This is a genomic window from Aequorivita sp. CRS11 (genome assembly GCF_059693805.1).
The window spans coordinates 70,403-96,939 of the sequence record NZ_JCATIG010000003.1 but is presented as its reverse complement, the minus strand read 5'-3'; the positions used below and the strand labels follow the sequence as shown (position 1 = coordinate 96,939).

Annotated in this window: 30 protein-coding genes; 29 read left to right on the top strand and 1 reads right to left on the bottom strand. The window is 38.0% G+C overall.

Going from position 1 to position 26,537, the window contains the following annotated elements:
• Nucleotides 1–248 precede the first annotated feature (248 nt).
• Nucleotides 249–1,919, top strand: a complete 1,671-nt coding sequence (locus AC58DT_RS06440; RefSeq protein ID WP_497216044.1) for a hypothetical protein — start codon at nucleotides 249–251, stop codon at nucleotides 1,917–1,919.
• A gap of 103 nt (nucleotides 1,920–2,022) precedes the next feature.
• Complete coding sequence (locus AC58DT_RS06435; RefSeq protein ID WP_497216043.1) at nucleotides 2,023–2,649, top strand: hypothetical protein; 627 nt, start codon at nucleotides 2,023–2,025, stop codon at nucleotides 2,647–2,649.
• On the opposite strand, the gene AC58DT_RS06430 is transcribed toward AC58DT_RS06435, so the two are convergent.
• Nucleotides 2,646–3,890, bottom strand: coding sequence for an NAD(P)/FAD-dependent oxidoreductase (locus AC58DT_RS06430; RefSeq protein WP_497216042.1), 1,245 nt, complete (start codon nucleotides 3,888–3,890; stop codon nucleotides 2,646–2,648). The two genes, AC58DT_RS06435 and AC58DT_RS06430, sit on opposite strands and share 4 nt — an antisense overlap.
• A gap of 101 nt (nucleotides 3,891–3,991) precedes the next feature.
• Here AC58DT_RS06430 and flxA point away from each other — a divergent pair, with 101 nt between their 5' ends.
• The 27 genes from flxA (at nucleotide 3,992) to AC58DT_RS06295 (ending at nucleotide 26,534) form a co-directional block, all read left to right on the top strand.
• Nucleotides 3,992–5,518 carry a flexirubin biosynthesis tyrosine ammonia-lyase FlxA gene (flxA, locus tag AC58DT_RS06425; protein WP_497216041.1) on the top strand — a complete coding sequence of 509 codons (1,527 nt, stop codon included), beginning with the start codon at nucleotides 3,992–3,994 and terminating at the stop codon, nucleotides 5,516–5,518.
• Between the two features lie 59 nt (nucleotides 5,519–5,577).
• Complete coding sequence (locus tag AC58DT_RS06420) at nucleotides 5,578–6,711, top strand: WG repeat-containing protein (RefSeq protein ID WP_497216039.1); 1,134 nt, start codon at nucleotides 5,578–5,580, stop codon at nucleotides 6,709–6,711.
• Nucleotides 6,712–6,770: 59 nt separating this feature from the next.
• Nucleotides 6,771–7,523 carry a flexirubin biosynthesis SDR family reductase FlxB gene (flxB, locus tag AC58DT_RS06415; protein WP_497216038.1) on the top strand — a complete coding sequence of 251 codons (753 nt, stop codon included), beginning with the start codon at nucleotides 6,771–6,773 and terminating at the stop codon, nucleotides 7,521–7,523.
• Nucleotides 7,524–7,535: 12 nt separating this feature from the next.
• Nucleotides 7,536–8,756, top strand: coding sequence for a beta-ketoacyl-[acyl-carrier-protein] synthase family protein (locus AC58DT_RS06410; RefSeq protein WP_497216037.1), 1,221 nt, complete (start codon nucleotides 7,536–7,538; stop codon nucleotides 8,754–8,756).
• A gap of 2 nt (nucleotides 8,757–8,758) precedes the next feature.
• Nucleotides 8,759–9,001 (top strand): acyl carrier protein, encoded by a 243-nt coding sequence (locus tag AC58DT_RS06405; protein ID WP_045079317.1) that lies wholly within the window; start codon nucleotides 8,759–8,761, stop codon nucleotides 8,999–9,001.
• Between the two features lie 18 nt (nucleotides 9,002–9,019).
• The gene (locus tag AC58DT_RS06400) at nucleotides 9,020–9,901 is read left to right on the top strand and encodes a lysophospholipid acyltransferase family protein (RefSeq protein ID WP_497216036.1); all 882 of its coding nucleotides are present in this window, start codon (nucleotides 9,020–9,022) and stop codon (nucleotides 9,899–9,901) included.
• Nucleotides 9,902–9,904: 3 nt separating this feature from the next.
• A complete protein-coding gene (locus tag AC58DT_RS06395; protein ID WP_497216035.1) occupies nucleotides 9,905–10,822 on the top strand; it encodes a dialkylresorcinol condensing enzyme DarA in 918 nt (305 codons plus the stop codon).
• A complete protein-coding gene (gene darB, locus AC58DT_RS06390) occupies nucleotides 10,822–11,955 on the top strand; it encodes a dialkylresorcinol biosynthesis protein DarB (RefSeq protein ID WP_497216034.1) in 1,134 nt (377 codons plus the stop codon). The genes AC58DT_RS06395 and darB overlap by 1 nt, the downstream gene beginning before the upstream one ends.
• Entirely contained in the window at nucleotides 11,956–12,393 is a 438-nt protein-coding gene (locus AC58DT_RS06385) for a hotdog family protein (RefSeq protein WP_497216033.1), read from the top strand.
• 11 nt (nucleotides 12,394–12,404) lie between these two features.
• Nucleotides 12,405–12,854 carry a hotdog family protein gene (locus AC58DT_RS06380; protein WP_497216032.1) on the top strand — a complete coding sequence of 150 codons (450 nt, stop codon included), beginning with the start codon at nucleotides 12,405–12,407 and terminating at the stop codon, nucleotides 12,852–12,854.
• Between the two features lie 2 nt (nucleotides 12,855–12,856).
• Complete coding sequence (gene DarG, locus AC58DT_RS06375; RefSeq protein WP_497216030.1) at nucleotides 12,857–13,258, top strand: flexirubin biosynthesis protein DarG; 402 nt, start codon at nucleotides 12,857–12,859, stop codon at nucleotides 13,256–13,258.
• Between the two features lie 92 nt (nucleotides 13,259–13,350).
• Entirely contained in the window at nucleotides 13,351–14,358 is a 1,008-nt protein-coding gene (gene darH, locus AC58DT_RS06370) for a BtrH-related acyltransferase DarH (RefSeq protein ID WP_497216029.1), read from the top strand.
• A gap of 94 nt (nucleotides 14,359–14,452) precedes the next feature.
• Nucleotides 14,453–15,196 carry an ABC transporter ATP-binding protein gene (locus AC58DT_RS06365; RefSeq protein ID WP_497216027.1) on the top strand — a complete coding sequence of 248 codons (744 nt, stop codon included), beginning with the start codon at nucleotides 14,453–14,455 and terminating at the stop codon, nucleotides 15,194–15,196.
• Entirely contained in the window at nucleotides 15,189–16,457 is a 1,269-nt protein-coding gene (locus AC58DT_RS06360) for an ABC transporter permease (protein WP_497216453.1), read from the top strand. The genes AC58DT_RS06365 and AC58DT_RS06360 overlap by 8 nt, the downstream gene beginning before the upstream one ends.
• Entirely contained in the window at nucleotides 16,447–16,875 is a 429-nt protein-coding gene (locus AC58DT_RS06355) for an acyl-CoA thioesterase (RefSeq protein WP_045078960.1), read from the top strand. The genes AC58DT_RS06360 and AC58DT_RS06355 overlap by 11 nt, the downstream gene beginning before the upstream one ends.
• Before the next feature lie 3 nt (nucleotides 16,876–16,878).
• A complete protein-coding gene (locus AC58DT_RS06350) occupies nucleotides 16,879–18,027 on the top strand; it encodes a beta-ketoacyl-[acyl-carrier-protein] synthase family protein (protein WP_497216026.1) in 1,149 nt (382 codons plus the stop codon).
• Nucleotides 18,028–18,037: 10 nt separating this feature from the next.
• A complete protein-coding gene (locus AC58DT_RS06345) occupies nucleotides 18,038–19,105 on the top strand; it encodes a methyltransferase (RefSeq protein ID WP_497216025.1) in 1,068 nt (355 codons plus the stop codon).
• A gap of 4 nt (nucleotides 19,106–19,109) precedes the next feature.
• Nucleotides 19,110–19,742 (top strand): 3-oxoacyl-ACP synthase, encoded by a 633-nt coding sequence (locus AC58DT_RS06340; RefSeq protein WP_497216024.1) that lies wholly within the window; start codon nucleotides 19,110–19,112, stop codon nucleotides 19,740–19,742.
• Nucleotides 19,739–19,996: a phosphopantetheine-binding protein gene (locus tag AC58DT_RS06335; protein WP_497216023.1), complete on the top strand. Its 258-nt coding sequence runs from the start codon at nucleotides 19,739–19,741 to the stop codon at nucleotides 19,994–19,996. The genes AC58DT_RS06340 and AC58DT_RS06335 overlap by 4 nt, the downstream gene beginning before the upstream one ends.
• Before the next feature lie 88 nt (nucleotides 19,997–20,084).
• Nucleotides 20,085–21,287, top strand: a complete 1,203-nt coding sequence (locus AC58DT_RS06330) for a beta-ketoacyl-[acyl-carrier-protein] synthase family protein (protein ID WP_497216022.1) — start codon at nucleotides 20,085–20,087, stop codon at nucleotides 21,285–21,287.
• Nucleotides 21,287–22,351, top strand: a complete 1,065-nt coding sequence (locus AC58DT_RS06325) for a beta-ketoacyl synthase N-terminal-like domain-containing protein (RefSeq protein ID WP_497216020.1) — start codon at nucleotides 21,287–21,289, stop codon at nucleotides 22,349–22,351. The genes AC58DT_RS06330 and AC58DT_RS06325 overlap by 1 nt, the downstream gene beginning before the upstream one ends.
• A complete protein-coding gene (locus tag AC58DT_RS06320) occupies nucleotides 22,345–23,121 on the top strand; it encodes a polysaccharide deacetylase family protein (protein ID WP_497216019.1) in 777 nt (258 codons plus the stop codon). The genes AC58DT_RS06325 and AC58DT_RS06320 overlap by 7 nt, the downstream gene beginning before the upstream one ends.
• Nucleotides 23,114–23,743, top strand: coding sequence for a flexirubin biosynthesis/transport protein LolA2 (gene lolA2 / locus AC58DT_RS06315; RefSeq protein WP_497216018.1), 630 nt, complete (start codon nucleotides 23,114–23,116; stop codon nucleotides 23,741–23,743). Before AC58DT_RS06320 ends, lolA2 begins: the two co-directional genes overlap by 8 nt.
• Nucleotides 23,721–24,347, top strand: coding sequence for a flexirubin biosynthesis protein LolB2 (lolB2, locus tag AC58DT_RS06310; RefSeq protein WP_497216017.1), 627 nt, complete (start codon nucleotides 23,721–23,723; stop codon nucleotides 24,345–24,347). The genes lolA2 and lolB2 overlap by 23 nt, the downstream gene beginning before the upstream one ends.
• Nucleotide 24,348: 1 nt before the next feature.
• Nucleotides 24,349–24,717, top strand: a complete 369-nt coding sequence (locus AC58DT_RS06305; protein ID WP_497216016.1) for an ApeI family dehydratase — start codon at nucleotides 24,349–24,351, stop codon at nucleotides 24,715–24,717.
• The gene (locus AC58DT_RS06300; protein ID WP_497216014.1) at nucleotides 24,717–25,202 is read left to right on the top strand and encodes a hypothetical protein; all 486 of its coding nucleotides are present in this window, start codon (nucleotides 24,717–24,719) and stop codon (nucleotides 25,200–25,202) included. The genes AC58DT_RS06305 and AC58DT_RS06300 overlap by 1 nt, the downstream gene beginning before the upstream one ends.
• Nucleotides 25,203–25,340: 138 nt before the next feature.
• The gene (locus AC58DT_RS06295; protein ID WP_497216013.1) at nucleotides 25,341–26,534 is read left to right on the top strand and encodes a DUF2062 domain-containing protein; all 1,194 of its coding nucleotides are present in this window, start codon (nucleotides 25,341–25,343) and stop codon (nucleotides 26,532–26,534) included.
• Nucleotides 26,535–26,537 lie beyond the last annotated feature (3 nt).

The window sequence follows — 26,537 nt, the reverse complement described above, 5'->3', positions numbered from 1 at the left end:
TTTAATCTGAATTTTTTTGTCCTCATAGTTTCGCCCACAATGTTGAATAACCTTGGCATTTTTGCATTTATAAAACTTTAGTAAAAAAAAAATTTTAAAAATGTAATTGAAACTGCTGAATTTCAAAAGAGTAAGAATAAGCTTTCGGTGTTGGTTAAAAATGTTGCCTCTTGGTCACTGTCCCACAGTCTATAAAAGATAATATTTTGTTAAGTTTACGGCCATTACCACCTAAAAAAACATCGACAATGAAAAACAACCTACTCTTTTTATTATTACTGGCTGTGTCTTTTTTTGGTTATTCCCAAAAAGAACTTTCAGCAGATTACAGTTACACTGTTAGTGAGCCCTATCAAGTTTATGATGCTCCAAAAAAATATTACTTCTCTGATGGCAATCAAATTTTGAGTGTAAAACCTTGGAAAAATAGTATTGTCCTGCAAAAATTTGATGTTGCTACCCTCAAACAAATTTCGGCCACAGAATATGAGGATTTCCCAGATAATTATCAAGTTGAGGGAATGGAGCAATTACAGGATAAATACTACCTTTTCTATTCATCCTGGACAGGAAAAAAAACCCAACACGAACAATTGTTTTATAGAGAAATAAACTTTGAAACAGGCACTTTTGAAGGCGATGCGGTAAAGTTGATTGATATTGACGGAAGACTCGCCGGTACGTTTGCATCTACAGCCGGAATGTCGGCACCTTTTGCCTTTGGATTTGGAGTTACGGATAAATTTGACTTTTTAAAATCCCTGGATGAGTCTAAAATTCTTGTTCAATATAGAAGAAAACCAGAGGAGAAAAATGATAAGGAAAGCTATGATATTATTGGAGCTGAAGTTTTCGATAAGTCGCTGAACAAACTTTGGGCAAATGAGTACACTATGCCTTATACTGAACGAAGAATGGATGTTGAGGATTTTGCCGTTGATTCTGATGGAAATGCTTATTTGATGGCTAAAGTTTTCCATGACGACAGTAATAAAGACAAGAAAAGAAGAAAGGACGAAGAGGCAAACTACCATATGGAACTCTTCAGGCTTTCAAAAGATTCTCCCGATATTGAAAAAACTAAAATAAATCTGGGCGATAAGTTTATAAACGGAACCTCTCTATTTGAGTCTTTTGAGGGTTATATGATTTGCTCTGGCTTCTATACCAATGGCCTTAACAATGAATTGCACAATGCAGATGGGCTATACACTTTTAAGATTACCAAAGAAGGAAATTTGGTGGATGAAAAATTCTATGAAATTCCTTTGGAAGTGCTAAATCAATATGTTAAAAACCGCACCAAGAAAAGAAACGAACGAAAAGATGAAGACGGAAAAGCAGAATTTGAGCACATGAAATTGCGAAATCTTGTGATTAGTGACGATGGTAGTCTGTTATTGATTGGTGAACAAACATTCTTAGTAGTGCACTATACCCGTAGAGGAAGTTATGTAACCTATCACAATAACGACATATTAGTATCAAAAATAGATGCTTCCGGAAACTTAGCATGGATGAAAAAAATTCCAAAAAGACAGTACGGTAAACCTAAAATGGGCGAAGTCTATGATACCAGCAAAGTGTATCAGGGAGGCATGTCTTACTCTTATTTTAATACCAATGGAAACCATTATATAGTATTCTTGGACAATGTAAAGAACATAGACCTGGAATTGGACCAAATTCCGGCCTTACACAGTGATGGGCACGGTGGGTATCTAACTTCTTATAAAATAAACGATAACACGGGTGAAATGTCTAAAGGTTCCATATTGGACACTAGAAATGTTGCCGAAGATCTAGAAGTTTATCAATTCAGCAATAACAGAATTGTAAAGACCGATGAAAACCAATTTGTTTTGGAAGTTTATAAAAAAAGCAAAGAGGATGTGCTTATTAAAGTAGATATTAAATAACAGTATTATTTTGAAAAGCTTATATAGAACAGCCATTTATTATTAAATGGCTGTTTATTTTTATAGTATAAGTTTAGTTAGGTTTGCAGGAAAAAAGCTAAAAATGAAATTTACATATTTCTTATTCTTTATAAATTTCTCGTTAATCGTCTCGGCCCAGGATATTACAGTAATTTCCGGCGATTTTAAAAAACTAGAGAATATTTCTGAATACAATCTGGTCTTTGACTATTCAGATTTGACTGTAACAGATTTTGAAAGTGAAGAAGCATATCTTCAAAAGACAATGCTTGAAAAAGAACAGCTAAAGCCGGGCAATGCACGTGTTTTTAGGGAAGAATGGTTTGGCGACAGAGTATTCAGATTTGAACCTCGATACATAAAAGCCTTTAATGAATATTTTAAAAAAGAAGAAGTGAAGGTGATAAAAGATCGACCGGATTTACCTTTTACTATGAAAATTCATACAACTGAAATCTACCCGGGATATAATAATGGATTTATAAGAAAAAGTGGAAATTTGGAAGTAACCATTTTAATTTATGAAACCGGGAATATTGAAAACATTTTATTTTCTGCCAGCATTGTAGATGTAGAATGTACCTATGCTGGAGATAAAGCAACCCTTGAGGGTTTTGATTTTCACCAAGGCGAACGTATAGCTTATGGCTATTGGAATCTTGCTAAATTTTTCGCAAAGCAATTGCGCAGAGGCATTAAATATAACTAGTTTGCCATTTCATTCTCCATATCAATAACCTTCGCCACCGTTTTTACTAGACGGTTGTGATTTTTTACAAATGGATTGGTGTCATCCCAGACATAACCAGCAAGTACAGCGCAAATCTGTTCTTTTATTATGGGGTTTTCGGGACGATGGAAAAATATTTTTTGAAGATTGCCAGTGTACCACTCATTAACATACGTTCTAAAAACGTCAACCCCCTTCATAATATAGCCTGTGTAATCTTCTTCCCAATTAACGGTTATGCCGTTCAATTCCTTCGTGATTAATTTAGCTGCTTTCAGTCCAGATTCAGTTGCAAAAGTAACGCCCGATGAAAAAACTGGGTCTAAAAATTCGGCACTATTTCCTGTAAGGGCATAACCTTTTCCGTAAAGTTGTTTTACGGCTTTTGAATAGTTTTTTATGATATGCGGTTCAAAAAGAAAATCCTCGTCTTTCAGCCTGTCATAATAGTAGTCAGAAATTTTAAGCATTTCGCGCAGTTTTCCCTTGTTTGTGCCTTCATAAGATTCAATGAATTCAGTTGGCCCTACAAAGCCAATACTGGTGTTTCCGTTTGCAAAGGGTATAAACCACAGCCATACATCATCCCTTACCACATCAAAAGTAATGAGCGTGCCTTCAATCCCCTCAGGGCGTTTGGTGTCTTTTACGTGTGTATAGATAGCGGAGTTTGGAGAAAGGGAAGAAGGTTTTTCCAAATCCAACAACCGCGGTAAAACCCTTCCATAGCCACTGCTGTCAATAATAAATTTCGCGGTTATATTATATTCTTTTCCGTTTTCATCTTTTACAGTGGTGGTAGAATGGCCGGTGGCGTCAAACTTTACATTGGTTACTTCATGCCCGAATGATACGTCTACTCCTTTTTTCACAACTTCCTTTACAAGGGTGTGGTCAAAATCGGCTCGGGGCACCTGCCAGGTATAATCCCAACCGGGCGTATGCTTTTTACTGAAGTCAAAATTACACACTACATCATTCTTTAAAAAACGGGCGCCTGCCTTTATTTCGTACTTTCGTTCCATCAAGCAATCCAAAAGTCCTGTTTCCTCAAAATGGTCCATACAGCGCGGCAAAAGACTTTCGCCAATAACGAAACGGGGAAACGTGCTTTTTTCAACAACTTTGCAGCTTACCCCGTTGTTTTTTAAGTAGGAAGCAGCAACGCAGCCTGAAGGCCCTGCGCCAATAATTAACACATCAACAGCAATATCATTCATATTATTAAGATATAGATTGTTAAAAAATTCTAAATTTGCATTCTAAAGTTACCAAATTATTTTAGACCAAAACGTTAATAAATCAATTGATTCAACTATAAATGCCAACATTACAAGGAAAACTGGAAATAGCCGATTTTGATAAAACCATTTTTAAAAACGAGCGTGTCCAACTTCACAAAGATATAATAGAAAGAGTTCAAAATAGTTTTGACTTTCTAAAAGAATTTTCTGAAAATAAAATTATTTACGGTGTCAACACAGGTTTCGGCCCGATGGCTCAATATAAAATAAAGGACGATGAGCGCATCCAGTTACAGTACAATCTTATTCGTAGCCATGCCTCGGGTACCGGGAATGCTATTCCAGCAGAATACGTTCGCGCTGCAATGCTTGCCCGATTGAATACTCTCAGCTTAGGGAACAGTGGTGTTCACCCTTCAGTTATTAAGTTGATGGGCGAACTATTAAACAAGGACATTATTCCACTTATATATGAACACGGCGGTGTTGGCGCCAGCGGCGATTTGGTGCAGCTTGCACATTTGGCTTTGGTATTGATTGGGGAAGGCGAAGTTTTCTACAAAGGCGAACGCAGAAAGACTGAAGAAATTTTCAAAATCGAAAATCTTGAACCCATAAAAGTAGAACTCCGTGAAGGATTGGCTCTGATGAATGGAACGTCAGTAATGACAGGGATAGGTGTGGTAAACGTGCTTTACACAAAACAAATTATGCAGTGGATGATTAAAGCATCTTCCGCTATTAATGAAATTGTAAAAGCATATGATGACCACCTTTCCTTAGAACTGAATGAAACCAAGATGCATGTGGGTCAACGTGAAATTGCAGAAATGATGCGCACCCATTTAAAAGACAGCAATCTCACCCGAAAGCGCGAGCACCATTTGTACAACGGTTCAAAAAACGAAGAGGTGTTTGTTGAAAAAGTGCAGGAGTATTACTCTCTGCGTTGTGTGCCCCAAATTTTGGGCCCTGTGTTGGACACGCTCAATTCCGTTGAAAAAATATTGATTGAAGAAGTAAATTCAGCAAACGACAACCCAATCGTGGATGTTGAAAAACGGCACGTGTATCACGGTGGAAATTTTCATGGCGATTATGTTTCCTTGGAAATGGACAAGTTGAAAATAGTGGTTGCAAAAATGACAATGCTTGCTGAACGTCAATTGAACTATTTATTGAATTCAAAATTGAACGACATACTGCCTCCATTTGTAAATTTGGGCAAACTTGGATTGAATTTCGGAATGCAGGGCGTACAGTTTACTGCTACATCCACAACAGCCGAAAGCCAAATGCTAAGCAACCCAATGTATGTGCACAGTATCCCGAACAATAACGACAATCAGGATATAGTGAGTATGGGTACAAATGCTGCACTTATCACCAAAAAAGTGATTGAGAATGCCTTTGAAGTAGTAGCAATTGAACTCATAACCATTGTTCAAGCTATTGAATATCTAAAAGTTCAGGATAGCGTTTCTTCCGAAACCAAAAAAATGTATAATGAAATCCGGGGAATTGTCCCTGTTTTTAAGGAAGACGTAGCAATGTATCCATATGTGAACAGCGTAAAAGAATTTTTGATGGATTCTGTAAAATAAGAACAGAATAATTTTGTAAATTGTTCGTCTCTCCTCACTAACTTAAAACCAAGATAATTATGAAAACAATTTTTTCCTTTGCACTTATTCTAATTTTGGGGACAACCGCAGTTTCTGCTCAGGAACTAGCTTTAGTTCGCGACAATGATCTTTTTGGCTACATAAACAAAAGTGGTGAATATGTTATCCAGCCGCAATTTGAAAAAGCAGATAGTTTTTCCGGAAAGCTCGCGGCCGCTATGAAAGATAAAAAATGGGGCTTTATCAATACTTCTGGCGAATGGGTTATCCAACCACAATATGATCGCGTAAAGGCTTTCAATTCTGGGTATGCGGTGGTATTGGAGAACGATCAATGGAAATACATTAACGCTAAAAATGAAACCTTAAATACCCCTGCCACTGACAAGATTTATGATTTTGACGGTGGGGTAGCAGTTATCCGCAGCGGCGAAAAAATAGGTTTGATGGACACTAATGGAAAAACCATTTTAGAACCAAAATATGATGAAATAAAAGGTTTCAACAATGGCTACGCAAAATTTAAAAATGGTGAAACTTGGGGCTTGCTCAGCAAAAAGGGAGAAGAGTTTGTTCCCGCAGATTATAACGAGATTGGTGATTTCAGTAAAAACGGAATTTGGGCAAGAAAAGGTGAAAGTTTCGGTGTTTTGATTAATGGAACATTTACGCCAATCAGCGGAGTGGATAAAATCTGGGATTTCACAAATGATTCTCCATTAACCTATGCCCGAAGTAACAAAAAAATGGGGTTCATAAATGGAAAGGGCGAATGGGTAATACAGCCTGCTTATGATAAAGTACGTGCATTTAATGCTGGTCTTGCTCCTGTAAATCTAGGGAAGGAATGGGGCTTTATTAATGAAAAAGGTGAAAAAGTTATCGATATAAAATTCAGAGATGCCGAAATATTTTCTGATAATGGCCTAGCTCCTGTAAAAGAAAAAAAACTATGGGGTTTTGTTGATAAAACCGGAAAATTAGTAATCCCAATGGAATACGATATTTCAATAGGAATGTTTGGATTCCTGCAAAGCGGTTCTGATAAAGGGTTTATTGACGGTATGGCTCGTGTAAAGAAAGATAAACAATGGGGCTTTATAAATGAAAAAGGCCAAGTTGTAGGAAAATGGCACCAGAATGCCGAAGCTTTTGTGGATACTTCAAAATAGAATAAAGAATAAAGAGAAAAGAAAACTTCGCATCTTTTCGACTTTGCGAGAAAATTTTTATGGAAGAGAAAAAAACGAAACAGAAATACGCATTAGTAACAGGAGGTTCCCGAGGTATCGGCCGTGCAGTATGTATTCAATTGGCGAAAGATTTGGAGTATAACCTTCTTATAAATTATAACGGCAACAAAGAAGCCGCCCAACAAACCTTGAAAGAGGTTGAGGCACTCGGTGGCAAGGGTGAAATAATCCAGTTCGATGTTACCAATCCCGAATCCGTTAATAAGGCATTTGACGTATGGCACGAAGCCAATAAAGATGCTATCATTGAAATCATAATTAACAATGCCGGAATTACCAAAGACGGTATGTTTATGTGGATGAAACCTGACGATTGGCACAGCGTAATCAATACCAGTTTGAACGGTTTTTATAATGTAACCAATGCTTTGATCCAAAAATTATTGGTCAATAAATATGGGCGCATTATCAATATGGTTTCAGTCTCCGGGTTAAAGGGAACGCCGGGACAAGTAAATTATTCCGCTGCAAAAGGAGCTGTTATTGGAGCCACAAAAGCTTTGGCACAGGAAGTTGCAAAACGAAACATTACAGTAAACGCAGTGGCTCCGGGATTTATAAAAAGCGATATGACTGCCGAACTTGACGAAAAGGAACTGAAAAAAATGATTCCCGCCAATCGCTTTGGCGAAGCTGAGGAAGTAGCGCATGTAGTTAGCTTTTTGGCTTCTTCTAAATCTTCCTATATTACGGGGGAAGTGATTAACATTAATGGCGGAATTTATTCATAAAACGAAGGAGAAGTGAGAAGAGTAGTTATAACCGGAATGGGCATTTATTCCTGCATCGGCAAAAACCTGCAGGAAGTAAAGCAGTCGCTTTATGAAGGAAAATCTGGAATTATTTGTGACGGAAAACGAAAGGATTTTGGATATCGTTCCTGTTTAACCGGCTGGGTGGAAGAACCCAATTTGAAAGAACAACTTTCCAGAAGGGAGCGTGTCAGTCTAGGCGAAGAAGGCGCTTACGCCTATGCCGCAACTATGGAAGCTTTGAAAAACGCTAAAATAGACCAACAATTTCTCGACGAAAATGAAGTGGGAATACTCTACGGAAATGATAGCACCGCAAAATCGGTCATTGAATCTGTAGATAAAATCCGTGAAAAGAAGGATACAACCCTAGTGGGTTCGGGCGCTATTTTTAAAGCGATGAACTCTTCGGTGACAATGAATCTTTCAACAATTTTTAAGTTGCGAGGAATTAATTTCACAATAAGCGCCGCCTGTGCCAGTGGCTCACATTCCATTGGAATGGCCTATTTTCTTATAAAAAATGGTTTGCAGGATTGTATTATTTCTGGAGGAGCGCAAGAAATAAATGAACTCGCAATGGGCAGTTTTGATGGTCTTGGGGTTTTTTCAACGCAATTGGACCCAACGAAGGCCTGTCGTCCTTTTGATAAGGATAGAGACGGATTAGTGCCCAGTGGTGGTGCGGCTACTTTAATTATTGAAAGCTATGAGAGTGCCGTAAAACGCGGAGCGCCAATTTTAGGTGAAATTATTGGCTATGGATTTTCCTCAAATGGCGATCATATTTCAACCCCAAATGTTGACGGTCCCGCACGAGCTATGAAAATGGCTTTGGAGCAAGCAAATATTAAAGCTTCAGAAATTGATTATGTAAATGCCCATGCAACTTCAACACCCGTTGGTGATGCAAATGAAGCACTTGCAATTACGGATGTTTTTGGGGAAAATGGACCCTGTGTGAGTTCCACAAAATCCATGACAGGCCACGAATGTTGGATGGCTGGAGCAAGCGAGGTAATTTATTCCATGTTAATGATGGAACATTCTTTCATAGCGCCAAATATAAATCTTGAAACACCAGACGAAGCTGCTTCAAAATTAAACCTTGTTAACAAAACGTTAAATAGAAAAATTGATGTGTTTTTGTCCAATTCTTTCGGGTTTGGGGGAACCAATTCCGCATTGATAATTAAAAAATGCAAACATTAAAAATGAATAAAGAAGTTATAGTTGAGAAGATAAACTACTTTTTGGTAGATGAGTTTGAGGTAGAAACCGAAGACATTGAACCAAGGGCCAACCTAAAGGAAACTTTGGAATTGGACAGCTTGGATTTTGTAGATTTGGTAGTTGCCATTGAAGCCAACTTTGGCGTAAAATTGACAGGTGAGGATTTCCTTAACGTTATTACACTACAAGATTTTTACGATCTGATTGAAACAAAAATCAGCTGAAATTTGCAATAATTATTTATGGCGGGCGAGTGGGAAGGCAAAAGCAAAGGAACCGTTTTAGGGTATAAAATCTTTATATTTTTTATCAGAAAATTAGGTGTTCGCGCTGCATACGGCCTGCTTTACTTTGTTGCTCTTTATTACGTATTCTTCGCCGGAAAAAGTACACGATCCATATATTACTATTTTCGTAAAAGGCTTAAATACGCGCGAATTAAGAGTTTTTTCAGCATTTACAAAAGTTATTATGTATTCGGCAAGACCATTATAGACAAGGCCGCAATCTCCTCAGGCCTAAAAAATAGATTCACCCATGAATGTGATGGCGTCGAGAATATAATCGATCTGCTCGACAAAAAACAAGGCGGCATTATGATCAGTGCCCACGTTGGCAATTTTGAAATAGCTGAATTCTTTTTTGAAGAAATCGACACCCGTTCACAAATAAGCCTTGTTACTACCGATGCCGAACATAAAAACATCAAGGAATATATGGAAAAAGTAACCATGCGTTCCAATGTAAAGTTTATTTTGGTAAAGGACGATATGTCGCATATTTTTGAAATAAACAATGCGCTAAGCAATGGCGAATTGGTTTGTTTTACAGGCGATAGATATATGAAAGGCCAAAAATTATTGACCGAATCATTGATGGGAAAAGAGGCAAACTTTCCCGCCGGTCCATTTTTATTGGCAAGTAGACTAAACGTTCCAGTTTTGTTCGTTTATGTAATGAAGGAAACCAACAAACATTATCATTTATATGCCCGTCAAGCGGAAGTGAAAAATCGCGATGCCGAAGGTTTATTAAAAAAATACACAGAAAGCGTCGAGTGGATGCTGAAAAAATATCCGTTGCAATGGTTCAATTATTTTGATTTTTGGGAAACGGATGATTAAGAAATGAAAGAAGTATTAATAATTTATTATTCCCAAACCGGACAGCTTTTCGATATTCTGAAAAATGTTGCTTCAACAATTTCAGATGAAAAAGTAAACATATCCTATTGCGAAATACTTCCGAAGAAAAAATTCCCTTTTCCATGGAAACAGGAGGAATTTTACGGAGCTTTTCCGGAAACTTTTCTTCAAATTCCCACGCCGCTGGAAGCGATTCCGGCTGAAATTCTTCAGAAAAAATACGACTTGGTGATTTTAGGATATACAACTTGGTATTTAACACCTTCCATCCCCATCAATTCATTTTTAAAATCCGAAGAGGCAAAAACTTTGTTGGCAAATACACCTGTTGTCACGGTTTCCGCAAGCCGAAATATGTGGATAATGGCGCAGGAAAAAGTGAAGAAATTATTAGTTGCGAACAATTCGAAATTGGTTGGGAATATCGCTTTGGTGGATAGAAACATGAATCATATAAGCGTAATCACAATCGTTCATTGGTTGATGGGTGGAAAGAAAACGAAAATGTTGGGCATTTTCCCAAAACCAGGTGTTTCTGATAATGATATTGAAGCGGCTTCGCGTTTTGGTCTTCCCATAAAAAATGCACTATTGCAAAACGAATATTCAAAATTGCAACAAAATCTTTTGGATATTGGTGCCGTAAAAGTAGATCCTTCTCTCATCGCTACGGATATTCGCGGAAATGTTGTTTTTACAAAATGGGCTAATCATTTAATCAAAAAAGAAGGCGAAGAAAGAAAGAAATGGCTCGTTTATTTTAAATATTATTTGTTATTTGCAATATGGCTCATAGCACCAATAGTATTTGTTGTATTTTTGCTCACTTATATCCCAATGTACCATAAAATACAGCGGGATAAAGCCTATTATTCATCAGTTGCATTAAAGCAAGATTAATGAAGAACGTTTACATTACAAGGATTGCGAAGTTTTTGCCTAACGAGCCCGTGGACAACGAGACCATGGAGGAAAAGCTTGGGGTTATCAATGGAAAGACCTCAAAAGCGCGCCGCATCATCCTTCGGAACAACCAAATAAAAACACGTTATTACGCCATCGACAAAGATGGAAACGTAACCCATAACAACGCACAGCTTGCTGCGGAAGCGGTTGAGGCTTTGTGTGATGAAACTTTCAACAAAAACGATATTGAATTGCTGTCCTGCGGCACCTCCAGCCCAGACCAGATTTTGCCGAGCCACGCCGCCATGGTGCACGGTTTTTTAAAGAACGGAAACCTTGAAATTAATTCCCCTTCCGGCGCATGCTGCAGTGGAATGAATGCTTTGAAGTATGGTTATATGGCCATAAAATCCGAACAAGTAAAAAATGCTGTTTGTACGGGTTCTGAACGTACTTCTTCGTGGATGAAAGCTGATATTTTTGAGGATGAAGTTGCACATTTACAGGAAATTGAAGAACACCCAATTCTTGCTTTCAACAAAGAATTTTTACGATGGATGCTTTCTGATGGTGCGGGCGCATTTCTTTTAGAAAGCGAGCCAAATGGGGAAACGCCATTGAAAATTGAATGGATGGAAGGCTACAGTTACGCTTTTGAACTTGATACTTGTATGTATGCTGGGGGAGACAAACTGGAAGACGGCAGCTTAAAACCTTGGAGTGAATATCCCGCAGATGTTTGGGGAAAAATGTCGCTATTTGCAATGAAACAGGACGTAAAATTGCTTGGTGAAAATATTCTTCAAAAAGGGGTAGAAAGCATGAAAGATGCCATGGCAAAACACAATATAACCGAAGACGATATAGACTATTACCTTCCTCATATTTCCTCCTATTATTTTAAGGAAAACCTTTATAACGAAATTGAACGCCAAGGACTGCATTTGCCTTGGGACAAATGGTTTTTGAACCTTCAAAAGGTTGGGAATGTTGGCGCAGGTTCTATTTATCTTATGCTGGAAGAATTGGTACATTCCGGAAAGCTTAAAAAAGGAGATAAAATCTTCCTTCAAGTGCCGGAAAGTGCGAGATTTGCTTATTCCTATGCTTATTTAACGGTTGTTTAAATGAATCAATTCACCGAAAAAATAACGGACAAAGATTTCATCGGAAAATTGATTCCACAGAAATTTCCTTTCGTTATGGTGGACAAATTGCTTCATTTCGAAGAAAAAAAAGTGGTTGCGGGATTAACTATTTCCGAAGAAAATATTTTCACTCAAAACAATAAATTTACTGCACCTGGATTGATTGAGCATATGGCCCAAACGGTTGCGCTTTATACAGGTTATCAATTTTTTCTGAAAAAGGAAGATGCGCCAACTGGTTATATTGGCGCCATAAAAAAAGCAGAGATTTTTGAACTTCCTTCCCTCGGTAAAGAATTGAAAACTACAGTAATTATTTTGCACGATATTATGGGTGTTACCTTGGTGACTGCTGAAACCGAGTGCGATGGAAAAGTTATAGCTTCCAGCGAAATGAAAACCGTATTGGCCAATTAATTATGCAAGCAATGGATATTTCAAGTCTCGATATTTCCAACTTTCTGCCGCATCGCGATCCAATGCTGATGGTTACTTCAGTATTGGAAATTGACGAAAATTCAGTTTCCACACAATTTCATATTTCAGAAGATTGTGTTTTTTTGAAAGATGCAAAACTTTCTGAAACTGGATTAATTGAAAATGCCGCTCAAGCTGCTTCAGGTATTGTTGGGCAAACTTTTTTTGAAAAAGACGATGTGGAAGGAACCGGAAACAAGTTAGTTGGTTATATAAGTGCGATCAAAAAAGTGGAGATTTTTGAACTTCCGAAAGTTGGAGAAACAATTATCACCAAAGCAAAACTTATCTCAAGGTTTGACACTGGCGAAATGACCATGTGCAGCCTTGAGGCTGAAACATTCGTCGCTGAAAAATTAATTGTATCTTCTACTATGAATTTTTTAATCCATGAAGTCTGATTATGAAGAAAAAAGAAGTGCCACAAGACAAAAGCAATCTGGAATCCGCAAATTTCCGCGAACTCTGCTATGCCGTTGATGAAAATGGCGAATACACCACCGAAAACAGCACAGGCTGGGAACCAAAAACCGTAGCGCTAAAAAACGCTATCGAAGAAATTAACGAACGTATTGAGGATGCAAAAAGCCGTGTATTAAAAGGCGAAACCAGCCCAATAGAATATTATATGGAACTCCACAAAATGGACGTTGGCATTTTGGCGAGCTACGTTGGTTTTTGGCAATGGAAAGTGAAAAGACATTTTAAACCTTCGGTTTTTAAAAAATTGAGTGATAAAACTTTGAACAAATATGCTGAGGTCTTCGAGATTTCAATTGAAGAATTGAAGTCGATGGGTCGATAAGTTTATGAGTTTAAAAGTTTATAAATTTCCATAGAATCCATAGAATCCATAGAATCAAAAGTATCCACAGTATCAATAGAAAAACCAGAAACTTGAAACCTGAAACCATCATTAACTTCACCCACCACCAATCTGCACACTGCGAAAACGGCATTGTTTCAAATTTGATGAAACACAACGGTTTCAGTGTTAGCGAACCAATGGTTTTTGGTATTGGCAGCGGTTTATTGTTTTGCTATATTCCACTGCTGAAAGTGAACCACGCGCCAGTAATCACTTATCGCGCACTGCCTGGACATATTTTTAAAAAATTTGCAAAACGTACGGGCGTTAAAATGAAGCGCGAAAAATTCAGCAATCCAAAAGATGCAAAAGCGCGTTTGGATGAAAATCTTGCAAAGAATAATCCCGTTGGTTTGCAAGTTGGCGTTTACAATTTGTTGTATTTTCCAGATGAATACCGCTTCCATTTCAATGCCCACAATATGGTGGTTTACGGAAAACAAGACGATAGGTATTTAATCAGTGATCCGGTGATGGAAGATGTTACTTCCCTTTCAGAGAAGGAGCTTGAAAAAGTGCGTTTTGCCAAAGGTGCTTTTGCGCCAAAGGGGCATATGTATTACCCGATTTCTTTTCCCGAAAAGCTGGAATTGGAAAAAGCAATCGTAAAAGGTATTAAAGATACTTGCAAAGCAATGCTTGCGCCAGTTTCGTACGTTGGCGTAAAAGGAATTCATAAAATTGCTGGTTTAATTAGAAAATGGCCGAAGAAAAATGGTGTTAAAACCGCAAACCATTATTTAGGACAAGTAGTGCGGATGCAGGAAGAAATAGGAACTGGCGGGGGCGGCTTCCGTTATATTTACGCAGCATTTCTGCAGGAAGCCGGTAAGCTTTTAGGCAATGAAAAGTTAATCGAACTTTCAAAAGAAATGACCGAAATAGGCGATCTATGGCGTGATTTTGCTTTGGAAGCATCTCGAATCTACAAAAACCGAAGCGCCCAAACCGACAGTTATAATAAAGTTGCAGATCAATTGGACCATCTTGCCGACTTGGAAAAGGTGTTTTTTAAGAAGTTGAAAAAGGCGGTGTGAAGAAGTTAATGATTATTGAGTTAATTGTTAATAGGAGAAAGATAGTAAAAGTAAAAAAAGATAAAAGTCCCCCTTTGGGGGATTTAGGGGGACAATGATTGAAATAAACAAACTTTCAAAAAAATACAAAGGCGCCGAATATTTTTCGGTAAAAAACCTTGATTTGAAAGTTGAAGAAGGCGAAATCTATGGCCTGCTCGGACCAAACGGCGCGGGAAAAACCACCCTTATTTCCATGCTCACGTCTTTGCTGAAACCCACTTCGGGTACTTTCACAATAAATGGATTGAATTTTAAGGAACACAAAAACCAATTGAAACAGTTGATTGGCATCGTTCCGCAGGAATACGCACTTTACCCGACTCTTACCGCTTTTGAGAATTTAGAATACTTCGGAAGTATGTACGGAATTAAAGGCGAAATTTTAAAAAACTCCATTAACGAACATCTGGAAATAATGGGGCTTTCAAAATTCGCAAATAAAAAAACCGATACGTTTTCCGGTGGAATGAAGCGACGCGTAAATTTGATTGCTGGAATACTTCACCAACCAAAAGTTCTATTTCTTGACGAACCAACCGTAGGCGTGGACGTGCAATCCAAAAACGTGATTATTGACCATTTAAAACTGCTGAACAAACAAGGAACAACCATTGTTTACACCTCCCACCATTTAAACGAAGCCGAATTTTTCTGCACCCACGTAGCCATTATTGACCGCGGTGAAATTATTGTAAAAGGAGTTCCCTCGGAATTGATAAAAAACCAACCCGAAGCCAAAAATCTTGAAGAAGTATTTTTGGCAAAAACCGGCAAAGCTCTTCGTGACCATGCATAAACTTTGGGCTTCCACATATAAGGAAATGCTTTTGCTAGTTCGCGATTTGGGTGGAATAGCGATTCTTTTTATAATGCCTTTATTGCTTTTAATTGTGATTACTTTAGTGCAGGACAGCACCTTCAAAACCATCAGTGATATAAAAATTCCCGTGCTTTTGGTGGACAACGACAAAGGTGAAGTTTCAAAAAACATTATCGAAAATCTCTCCGAATCCAATTCGTTTGAAATTCTTCAGAAATCTTCCGAAGAAGAAGCAAAGGAGGCCGTATTCTCCGGAAAATATCAACTCGCCATCGTGATTCCCGAAAATCTTTCGGCATCGCTTCAAAAGAAAGTGGATCAGAATGTGGAAGGAATTCTGTCCAAATTCGGGTTGGAAGAAGATACTTTGGCGGTTGCAAAAGAAACGATTCCGCAAAAGGAAGTGCGTTTGTATTTTGACCCCGCAACGCAGGTAAGTTTTAAATCTTCCGTGAAAAACGGCATCGATAAAATGATTTCGAAAATTGAAACGCAAAGTATTTACAAAGCGTTTCAAACGGAATTGGGCGAAGACGATGCCGAACCGATTTTCGAAACCGAAAACTTTATCGCCTTTAAGGAAATCCTTCCAACAAAAAACAATGAGGAAATTATTCCGAACTCAGCACAGCACAACGTTCCGGCGTGGACGCTGTTTGCTATTTTCTTCATTATTGTTCCTCTTTCCATCAACCTTTTAAAAGAAAAAAACCAAGGCACTTTTGTCCGTTTGCGCACCACTCCGGTGAGTTATGCTACCGTTCTGGGCGGAAAAACAATCGTTTATCTCGCGGTCTGTCTCGTTCAATTTACACTTATGCTGCTCGTGGGTATTTTTCTTTTTCCCGCCATCGGCCTCCCGGGAGTGGATGTTTCCGGAAAGTTGCCGATGCTATATTTAGTTGCGTTTTTTTCTGGGCTTGCCGCGATAGGATTGGGGTTGCTGATTGGCACCGTAGCAAAAACACAGGAACAGGCAGCGCCGTTTGGCGCAACTTCGGTGGTTATTTTGGCGGCGCTGGGTGGCGTTTGGGTACCCGTTTTCGTAATGCCGAAATTTATGCAGTTTGTTTCCAAAATTTCCCCGATGAACTGGGGCTTGGAAGCGTTTTACGACGTATTTTTAAGAAATGTGGGTTTTGTTAAAATCCTTCCCGAAATTTCGTTATTATTGTTGTTCTTCCTCACCACAATAGTAATAGCAATAATCTATAACCGAAGAAAAAATGCCGTCTGACAACAAAAAAGAAATAAGTTTTACATCAGAAATCCGGGTGCGTTTCACCGAAACAGACCCCTTGGGAATTGTATGGCACGGCAATTATATCCAGTATTTTGAAGACGGTCGCGAGGCTTTTGGGCGTGAGCACGGCATTTCGTATTTGGAACAAAAGGCGAACGGCTATACTTCCCCAATCGTGAAATCATCTTGCGAACACAAGCTGCCTTTGCGTTATGGTGATGTGGCAACCATAAAAACCACGTTTATAGATTCGCCAGCTGCCAAAATGATTTTTCAGTATCGCATCTTCGACCCAAAGGGAAGATTGGTCTGTTTGGGCGAAACCATTCAGGTTTTTTTGAACGAGCAGGGCGAGCTTTCGCTTACAAAACCTGAGTTTTTTGCTAACTGGAAAAAGAAAATGGGACTATAAAAAATGGCTAAAACTTTCGTTTCACATAACAATATTTTGAGCAATCTCGGTTTTGACAGTGAAGCCGTAGTTGAAAATATTTCGAAAGGGAATTCCGGGCTTGAAAAATTTGATGATACTTCCCTTTTGCCCGAACCGTTTTGCGCTTCAATGACTTCTTCTGAAAAGGTAAAAGAAAAATTCACTGAAATTGGCGATATTTCAAAGTTTACGAAACTGGAACAGATGATGATTCTTTCATTGAAAAAGGTCATTGATGCCGCTAATATTCCTTTAAATGAAAAAGTTGGACTTATCATTTCGACCACAAAAGGAAATATTGATGTGCTTGAAAAAGAAAGCAGTTTTCCGAAAAGTCGCGCATATTTAAGCGAATTGGGAAAAACAATCCAAAACTTTTTCGGTTTCAAAAATGAAACGATTGTACTTTCAAATGCCTGTGTATCGGGCGTTTTGGCTATTTCTGTTGCAAAACGTTTCATTTCGGAAAAAAAATATGACCATGTCTTTATAAGCAGTGGCGATTTGGTTACGAAATTTATCCTTTCGGGCTTTCACTCTTTTCAAGCTTTATCGGCAGAGCCCTGCAAACCTTATGATAAAAACCGAACGGGAATCAATCTCGGTGAAGTTTCGGCCAGCGTTTTGGTTACTTCGGAAGAAAAAAATCTTTCAAAAGAAGCCGTTGAAATTTTGGGTGATGCAACCTGCAACGACGCCAACCATATTTCAGGTCCGTCGCGAACGGGCGAAGGGCTTTTCAGAAGTGTAAAATCTGCATTGAAAGAAGCAAATATAAATGCTAATGAAGTGGATTATATTTCCGCACACGGCACCGCCACGCCTTTTAACGACGAGATGGAAGCAATAGCCTTCAACAGATTGGGAATGGAAAATGTTCCACTGAATAGTTTGAAAGGCTATTTTGGCCATACGCTAGGTGCTTCGGGACTTTTGGAAACTATTGTGGGAATGCATTTTATGGAGAAAAATATTCTTTTTTCTTCCAAAGGATTTTCCGACCTTGGGGTCTCAAAAAATATAAATATTATTAAAGAGAATACATCGAAAAAATTGCAAGTATTTTTGAAAACCGCCTCTGGTTTCGGAGGTTGCAACACAGCGGTGATTTTAAGAAAAGTAAACAATTAACCAATCAAAAATGTCAAATTCAACTAAAAAAATGAATGCCGTTGAAGCTTTGGAAGAAGCCCACCGAATAGCCTTTGCACCTTTTGTTTTCCAGGCTTCGGTGTCACTTCGTAAACTTGGAATACTCGATTATATTTTTGACCAGCGCGAAAAGGGCGGCCCCACGGTTGAAGAAATTTCCCAAGACCTTTCCATCACTCCCTATGGCGTAGGGGTACTGTTGGAAATTGCCGAAACCTCAAACATTGTAAGCAAAACTGAAACAAACCAATACGAGCTTACAAAAGTGGGCTATTTTTTAAACTACAATACAACTGCGGGAGTAAATCTCAATTTCGCAAACGATGTTTGCTACAAAGGGCTGTTCCATTTAAACGATTCCATCAAGAATGGCAAACCCGAAGGGTTGAAAGAACTTGGTCAATGGAAGACAATTTATGAGGGCCTTTCCCAACTAAACCCTGTTGAACAGCAATCATGGTTTGATTTTGATCATCATTATTCCGATGATATTTTTGGGGAGGCTTTGGAAAAGATATTTGAAAGAAAACCAAAAACGCTATTTGACGTTGGTGGAAATACAGGCAAGTTTTCCATTAAATGTTGTAAGTACAATGAAGATGTTAACGTGAAAATTGTTGATCTGCCTGGACAGTTGAATATGGCAATGGCAAACGCTGAGCAAAATGGTTTTAAGGAAAGAATTTCTGGACACGCTATCGATTGGCTTTCCGAAAATCCTCAAATTCCTAATGGTGCTGATCTCATCTGGATGTGCCAGTTTTTGGATTGTTTTTCCGAAGATGAAATAGTAAAGATTTTAAGCACCTGCGCAGAATCTATGGATGACGATGCCGAATTGATAATTGTTGAAACCTTTACCGATAGACAGGCCTTTCGCGCTTCGCAATTCATTTTGGAAGCAACTTCACTATATTTTACAGTGCTTGCAAACGGAAATAGTAAAATGTATCCGGCCAGTGTTTTTTTAAGATTGATTGATAAAGCAGGTTTAAAACTTAAGGAAGACATACAGTTAGGTGAATATCACACAATGTTGGTCTGCGAAAAGAAATAATGTTTTGTCTGAAAAGTTCTTCATAAAAAATTATTGCCATATAAAAAACCAGACCGTTTCGGTAAATGGAAAGGCAATTTTTAAGGATGTTCCGATAGCTCTCGGGACAGAAGATTTTTCAACATTTATTAAGAATGCATACAAGTTTTTGAAAACCGATTATTCCAAGTTTTTCAAAATGGATAATCTCAGCAAACTTGCTTTTTTGGCGGCAGATGTTTTGTTGAAAAGTGAATATTTAAATGAAAAAGAAAACAATATCGCCCTAGTTTTTTCAAATAATGCTTCCAGTTTGGATACTGATAGAAAACACCAAGCAGCAATTGAAAATGATGCTGAATATTTCCCCAGTCCGGCGGTTTTTGTTTACACATTGCCAAATATTTGTTTGGGCGAGATAAGTATCAAACACAGGCTGTATTCTGAAAATAGTTTTTTTATCTTTGACCGCTTTAATGCGGAACATTTACAACTGTACGCCAACAGTTTATTGCGAAACAAAAAAGCAGAAAAAGTACTTTGTGGTTGGGTAGATTTTGATGAAAACAACTACGAGGCTTTTCTCTATTTAGTTGGAAGCGAAGGCGAAATAGAACATAACACCGAAGAAATAAATAGATTATACAACAAATTATGAGCGAATTAAAAGAAGAATTGAAAGCAAAAATCATTGAACAACTGAACCTTGAAGACGTTTCAGTGGCTGACATTGCAGATGATGACGCCCTTTTTGGCGACGGATTGGGATTGGATTCCATTGATGCGCTGGAACTTATCGTGATGTTGGACAAAGATTACGGCATCCGCTTGAGCGACCCAAAAGAAGGAAAAAAGATTTTTGAATCTGTACAGGTAATGGCAGATTATATTCAAGAGCACCGCACGAAGTAATTTTGGATGTCAGGCTGAATGTGTCACACTGAGCGCAGTCGAAGTGCAGTCGAAGCCTACTTAACTTATAAAAACCTCTTATTTTTAAATGAGCAAAGGCATAGCCATAACCGGAATGGGTATTATTTCTGCAATTGGCAACAATGTAGCAGAAAACTATGATGCGCTCATAAACGAAAGAAAAGGCATCACCCGCGTTGATAATGTTGAAACCATTCAGCGCGATGAAATTATGGTGGGCGAAGTAAAATTTACCAATAGCGAATTGATTGCCCAACTCGATCTTCCACCAGATAATAATTATTCGCGTACCGCAATGCTCGGCGCAATTGCCGCAAAAGAAGCCATTGCCAGCGCAGGAATCACTGACATCAAAAAATTCAAAACAGGCATCGTTTCCGGAACCAGCGTGGGCGGAATGGATATGACCGAAAAATGTTATTACGAATATCTTACCGAAAAAAAGTTTCAAAAATATATTGAAAGCCACCACGCGGGCGATTCCACACAAAAAATTGCAGAGCAATTGGAAATTGAAGAAAGCTTGGTTACAACAATCAGTACCGCTTGTTCTTCGGCTGCAAATGCAATTATGCTCGGTGCCCGTTTGATAAAATCAGGAAAGCTTGACAGAGTTTTAGTAGGCGGCGCAGACTGCCTTTCAAAATTTACAATCAACGGTTTTAAAACCTTGATGATTTTAAGCGATACCTTCAACACTCCTTTCGACGAAAATCGAAAAGGTTTGAATTTAGGTGAAGCCGCCGCTTTCCTAGTTTTGGAAAGTGATGAAATAGTAAAAGCCGAAAACAGAAAAGTGCTAGCTTACGTAAAAGGCTACGGAAATGCTAACGATGCCTTTCACCAAACTGCCTCTTCGGACAATGGCGATGGCGCGACTTTAGCGATGGAAAAAGCACTGAAAGTTGCAGAATTAAAACCTTCGGAAATAGATTATATCAACGCTCACGGGACTGCCACAGGTAATAACGACCTTTCGGAAGGGCGCGCGATACTTAGGATTTTTGGCGAAGAACTGCCAGAATTCAGTTCAACAAAAGCATATACGGGTCACACTTTGGCAGCCGCTGGAGCAATTGAAGCTGTTTATTCAGTTTTGGCACTTCAAAATAATGTGATTTTTCCCAACTTGAATTTTAAAACCCCGATGAAGGAATTTTCAATAATTCCTCAAACGGAATTAAAGAAAAAGGAATTGAAAACGGTACTTTCAAATTCGTTTGGTTTTGGAGGGAATTGTTCGGCAGTAATATTTTCAAAAGAAGCGTAATGAAGAAAGTTTACATAAATAGCATCGCTTCCATTTCACCTCAAAAAACCTTTGACAATACTATTTTTTTGGATGAAATCACCGATTATAATGACACAGTAATTTTTGCCCAAGACCCAGATTATAAACAATATATTCCGCCCGCTGCCGCCCGAAGAATGGCAAAAGGCATAAAAATGGGCGTGGTTGCTTCAAAAATCGCGATGGAAGAAGCGGGAATTGAAACCGTGGATGCCATAATCACTGGCACCGGAATGGGCTGTATGATTGATTCCGAGAAATTTGTGAGTGCTATAATTGATAATAACGAACAATATTTAACGCCAACCTCTTTTATTCAAAGTACACATAATACGGTTGCTGGACAGATTGCTTTGGGAATGGAATGCAAAGCTTATAATTTTACGTATGTGCATTCCGCGATATCTTTTGAATCTGCGTTGCTCGATGCTAAAATGCAACTTGAGAGCGATGAAGCCGAACATGTTTTAGTTGGTGGCGTTGAAGAATTGGGCGAACATACCACAAAAGTGCATCGCTTAATAAATCATATAAAACCTGAAGCGGTTGCCATTTCTAAGGTTCTAAATTCAAAAACCGAAGGTGCCGTTTTTAGTGAAGGAACCAACTTTTTCGTAGTTTCAAACGAAAGAAAGGAAAGCTGCTATGCAGAATTGGTTGCCGTGGAAACTTTTAATACACTTCAAAAAGAAAAGGTTTCAGAAACAATTGAAACTTTTTTGAAAGAAAATAATTTGAAAGCTGCCGAAATAGATGTCGTAGTTTTTGGAAACAACGGCGATGTTGATTTTGACGGTTTTTACAATCAACTTTCCGAAGGGATTTTAAGCAAAACCCAACAGGTTTTTTACAAGCATTTGGTGGGCGAAAACAACACTGTTTCTGCGTTTGGGGTTTGGTTGGCTTCAAAAATCTTGAAAACCCAGACTATTCCCGAAATCGTAAAAATCAACAAAATCAATCCTTCTGATATTAAAACGGTTTTGTGCTACAACCAATACCGCGGTCAAAACCACAGTCTTGTTTTGCTGAAAAAATGTTGAGGTTTTATACCATAAACGCACTTGCTTTGGTAGTCTTTTTTGGATTACTACTTGCAGGTTTTTTTGGTGATGTTCCGGCTTGGCTCTATATTTTATTTGTACTTATTTGGATTTTAATTACAGCTATCGGGTCTTTTCAGATTAAATGGAACTATCATTTGCAATCGCTAAATCACAATTTCAAAACTTCAGAAAATCATATTTCAATCACTTTTGACGATGGTCCGAACCCAATATACACGCCAAAAGTTTTATCACTTCTGAAAGAAAATAATGCGAAAGCAACTTTCTTTTTAATAGGAAAAAATGCCGAAAAGCAACCAGATTTGGTTCGGCAAATTTTGAGTGAAGGCCACGCCATCGGCAATCATTCGTATTCACATTCCAAAAACTTTGGGTTTTTTTCTTCGGAAAATGTCGCTGCTGAATTGAAACGAACCAATTCAATATTAAAGGAAATTACCGGAAAGGAATTAAAACTGTTTCGCCCCCCTTTTGGCGTAACCAATCCGAACATTAAAAAAGCTCTGAAAACTACGGGACATCTGTCTATCGGCTGGAGTAAGCGCAGCTTTGACACGACAAGCCTTTCTGAAAAAAGAATTGTGAAGCGTATTACTTCAAATTTAAAAAAGGGTGATATAATCTTGCTTCACGACAGCAGTGCAAAAACCGTTGCCGTATTGGAACAGTTATTGTTAACTTTGCAACCGCAGAAACTGCAGTCGGTTCCGGTGGATCGTTTGCTCGAAATTGAAGCTTATGCATAATTATCTTTTACTATTAGTTTTTATTGTTATTGGCGGATCAATTCAGGCGCAGGAAACCGCGATGAATGCTTCGGAGATTGTAGCTTTCAAAGAAAAAGTGATCGTTTCGGCAAAAACTACTAAAACCATCAAGACCGATTTTGTGCAATATAAACACCTCGATTTTTTATCGGATGACGTTAAAACATCAGGAAAAATGGTTTTTAAAGCACCCGGTCTAGTGAAGTGGGAATACACAAATCCGTATCAATACAGCGTGATTTTTAAGGAAGACCAACTGCTAATCAACGATGGAGGAACCAAGAGTAAAGTGGATATTGGAAACAGTAAACTCTTTAAAAAACTGAACCAATTGATTGTAAACAGCGTAAAAGGTAATATGTTCAGCGATGCCGATTTTACGGTTACTTTCATCAAATCTCCAAAATATAATAAAGCGGTTTTTGTTCCAAAGGATAAAAAAATTGCGGGTTACATCGCTTCCTTTGAACTGCTTTTCAATAAAGATGATGCGCAAGTTTATGAAGTGAAAATGATAGAGCCGTCGCAAGATTTTACACGCATCGTATTCAGTAACCGTACATTAAATAGTCCTATAAATGATTCGGTTTTTAGCAATTAGTTTTTTGGCAAGTCTCCTTTTGGTTTCGTGTTCATTAAAGACTACGGAAGGTTTACGGCAAGTACACTTCAATAAAACTGTAGTTGAAAACCCATATTTTTCAAATCCTGAAATTGATTATGTTTATAAGGCGAAAATTGAAGTTTACAAGAAAAATTTTGGTGGAATTTTAATCATAAAAAAAACAGGGCCCGAAAGCCATCGAGTGGTGTTTACAACCGAATTTGGCAGCAAACTGTTTGATTTTCAGTTTGAAGGCGATACTTTTACGAAACACTTTATTGTAAAGGATTTGGACAAAAAATTTATTGTCAACATTTTAAAAGATGATTTTAAGCTGCTTGTGAATGAAAAGGCAAAGGTTTTGGCAGTTTATGAATCTGAGAATCAACGAATTTATAAAGCGCAGCGGGAGGATAGATTCAATTTTTATTTTATTGGAGAAGAATCGGAAATACTTCAAAAAATTGTAAACACCTCAAAAACAAAGGAGATAGTGAAGATTAATTTTACTACTTCCGACGGAAAAATTGCGGATACAATCGCCATTAAGCACAGCAATATCAAGCTAACTATAGATTTGGAAAAATTTAAAAAAGAATAATATGCTCATCGAAGGATTATATAAAGTTACCGCCACAGAAAACACTTCAGAAGGAATTTTGGCAAAAGTCCATTTAAACAAGGACCACGCTATTTTTAAAGGCCATTTTCCCGGAAACCCAGTGATGCCGGGTGTTTGTATGATTCAGATCATAAAGGAATTGACTGAGGAAGCAACCGGAAAAAATTTGTTTTTGACAGTTTCGTCAAACATCAAATTTATGGCAATTATCAATCCTGAGAAAAATCCTGATTTACAACTCGCCATTGATATTGCTCAGGAAAACGGGGAGGTGAAAGTGAAAAATACTACGTTATATGACGATACAGTGGCCTTAAAACTCAATGCTACTTTTAAAGTTATTGACTAATGAAATATCTATTTATTATATTTTTTGTTTCATTTATTTCAAATGCACAGGATTTGAAAAAAATTCGTTCAGAATATCCAAAAGCCGTGCAAAATGTTGAAATCACTACTCAACTTGATGGCGAACTTGCAAAAGTAAATCCCTCAAACAAGCCAGTTTTACTTGCTTACAAAGGGGCTGTTTCCACATTGAAAGCAAAATTTGCTAAAGCAAGAAGTGATAAAAAGGAATTTTTTAAAGAGGGAATTTCTTTGATTGAAAGTGCCGTCAAGGCTGATGGTTCCAATATTGAAATCCGTTACATCCGAATGAGTGTGCAGGAAAACTCGCCACGATTTTTGGGGTATCATAAAAACATTGATGAAGACAAAGAATTTATTTTAAAGAATTACAAAACTATTTCTTCCACGGAGTTGAAAGAATTGGTTAAGGATTTTGTTTTAAAATCTGAAAATTTTTCAGAAACTGAAAAAGCTGGATTTTGATTTTTTCCTTTTCTTAAACAAAAGGGATTCTTTAATTCTATTTTAATCCTAAAACTTATATTTGCTTTGCGTCCTCTGTGACTCTGCGGTGCAAATTTACCGCAAAGTCGCAGGGTTCGCTGAGATTAAAATTCCCAAATGGATCAAAAATTACTTTCAGAAAAATTCAAAACCCTGAAATGTTGCGTAATTATTCCCACCTACAATAATTACAAAACCTTGCAGCAGGTCATTGAAGGTGTTTTGATTTATACCAAAGATATAATTGTGGTGAATGATGGTTCTACAGATTCCACTTCTGAAATATTATTACAGTTCCCCCAAATTCAGCAAATAAACCTTTTAAAAAACAAAGGAAAGGGTAATGCGCTGCGCCAAGGGTTTAAGCACGCCGATAGTTTGGGGTATTGCTACGCAATCACTATTGACAGTGACGGACAACATTTTCCTGAAGATATTCCTGCGTTTATCGAAGCTCTGGAAAACGAAGAAAACAAAGAAGTACTGTTCATTGGCGCACGGAATATGACCCAACACGGCGTTCCGAAAAAAAGCAGTTTTGGCAACAAATTCTCCAATTTTTGGTTTTGGGTGGAAACGGGAACACGCCTGCAAGACACACAATCCGGCTTTAGATTGTACCCGCTTTTTGCGATGAAAAAACTGAAATTTTATACCAGAAAATTTGAATTTGAAATTGAAGCGATCGTAAAAGCTGCGTGGAGCGGGATTGAAGTGAAAAACATTCCGATAAAAATACACTACGAGTTGGAAGATCGGATTTCACACTTCCGGCCCTTTAAGGATTTCACCCGCATCAGCATATTGAATACGTGGTTTGTACTTGTTACCTTTCTATATATAAAGCCTCGGAATCTTTTTAGAAAATTAAAAAAAAAAGGATTCACGCGGTTTATAATGGAAGATCTTTTGGGCAGTGATGATTCGGCCGAAAAGAAAGCATTTTCCATCGCACTTGGAGTTTTAATAGGGCTTTCCCCGCTTTGGGGTTTTCACACTGTGGTTGTTATTTTTTTGGCGCTGCTTTTTAATTTGAACAAAGTAATCGCCTTTGCCTTTTCAAATGTGAGCTTGCCACCGTTTATTCCTTTCATACTTTATTTCAGTCTTAAGTTGGGCAGTTGGGTTTTGGGTGAAAATTTTGTGCTTACAGTGAGTGAAATTGATCCAAGTATTGAGTTGGTAAAATATTTAAAATCCTATATTGTCGGTAGTTTGGTGCTTTCGGTCACCGCAGCAATAGCTTGCGGATTTGCAAGCTACCTATTCCTCACATTGTTTGAACGGAAAAAGATTTTCGATAATGGGTAAGTG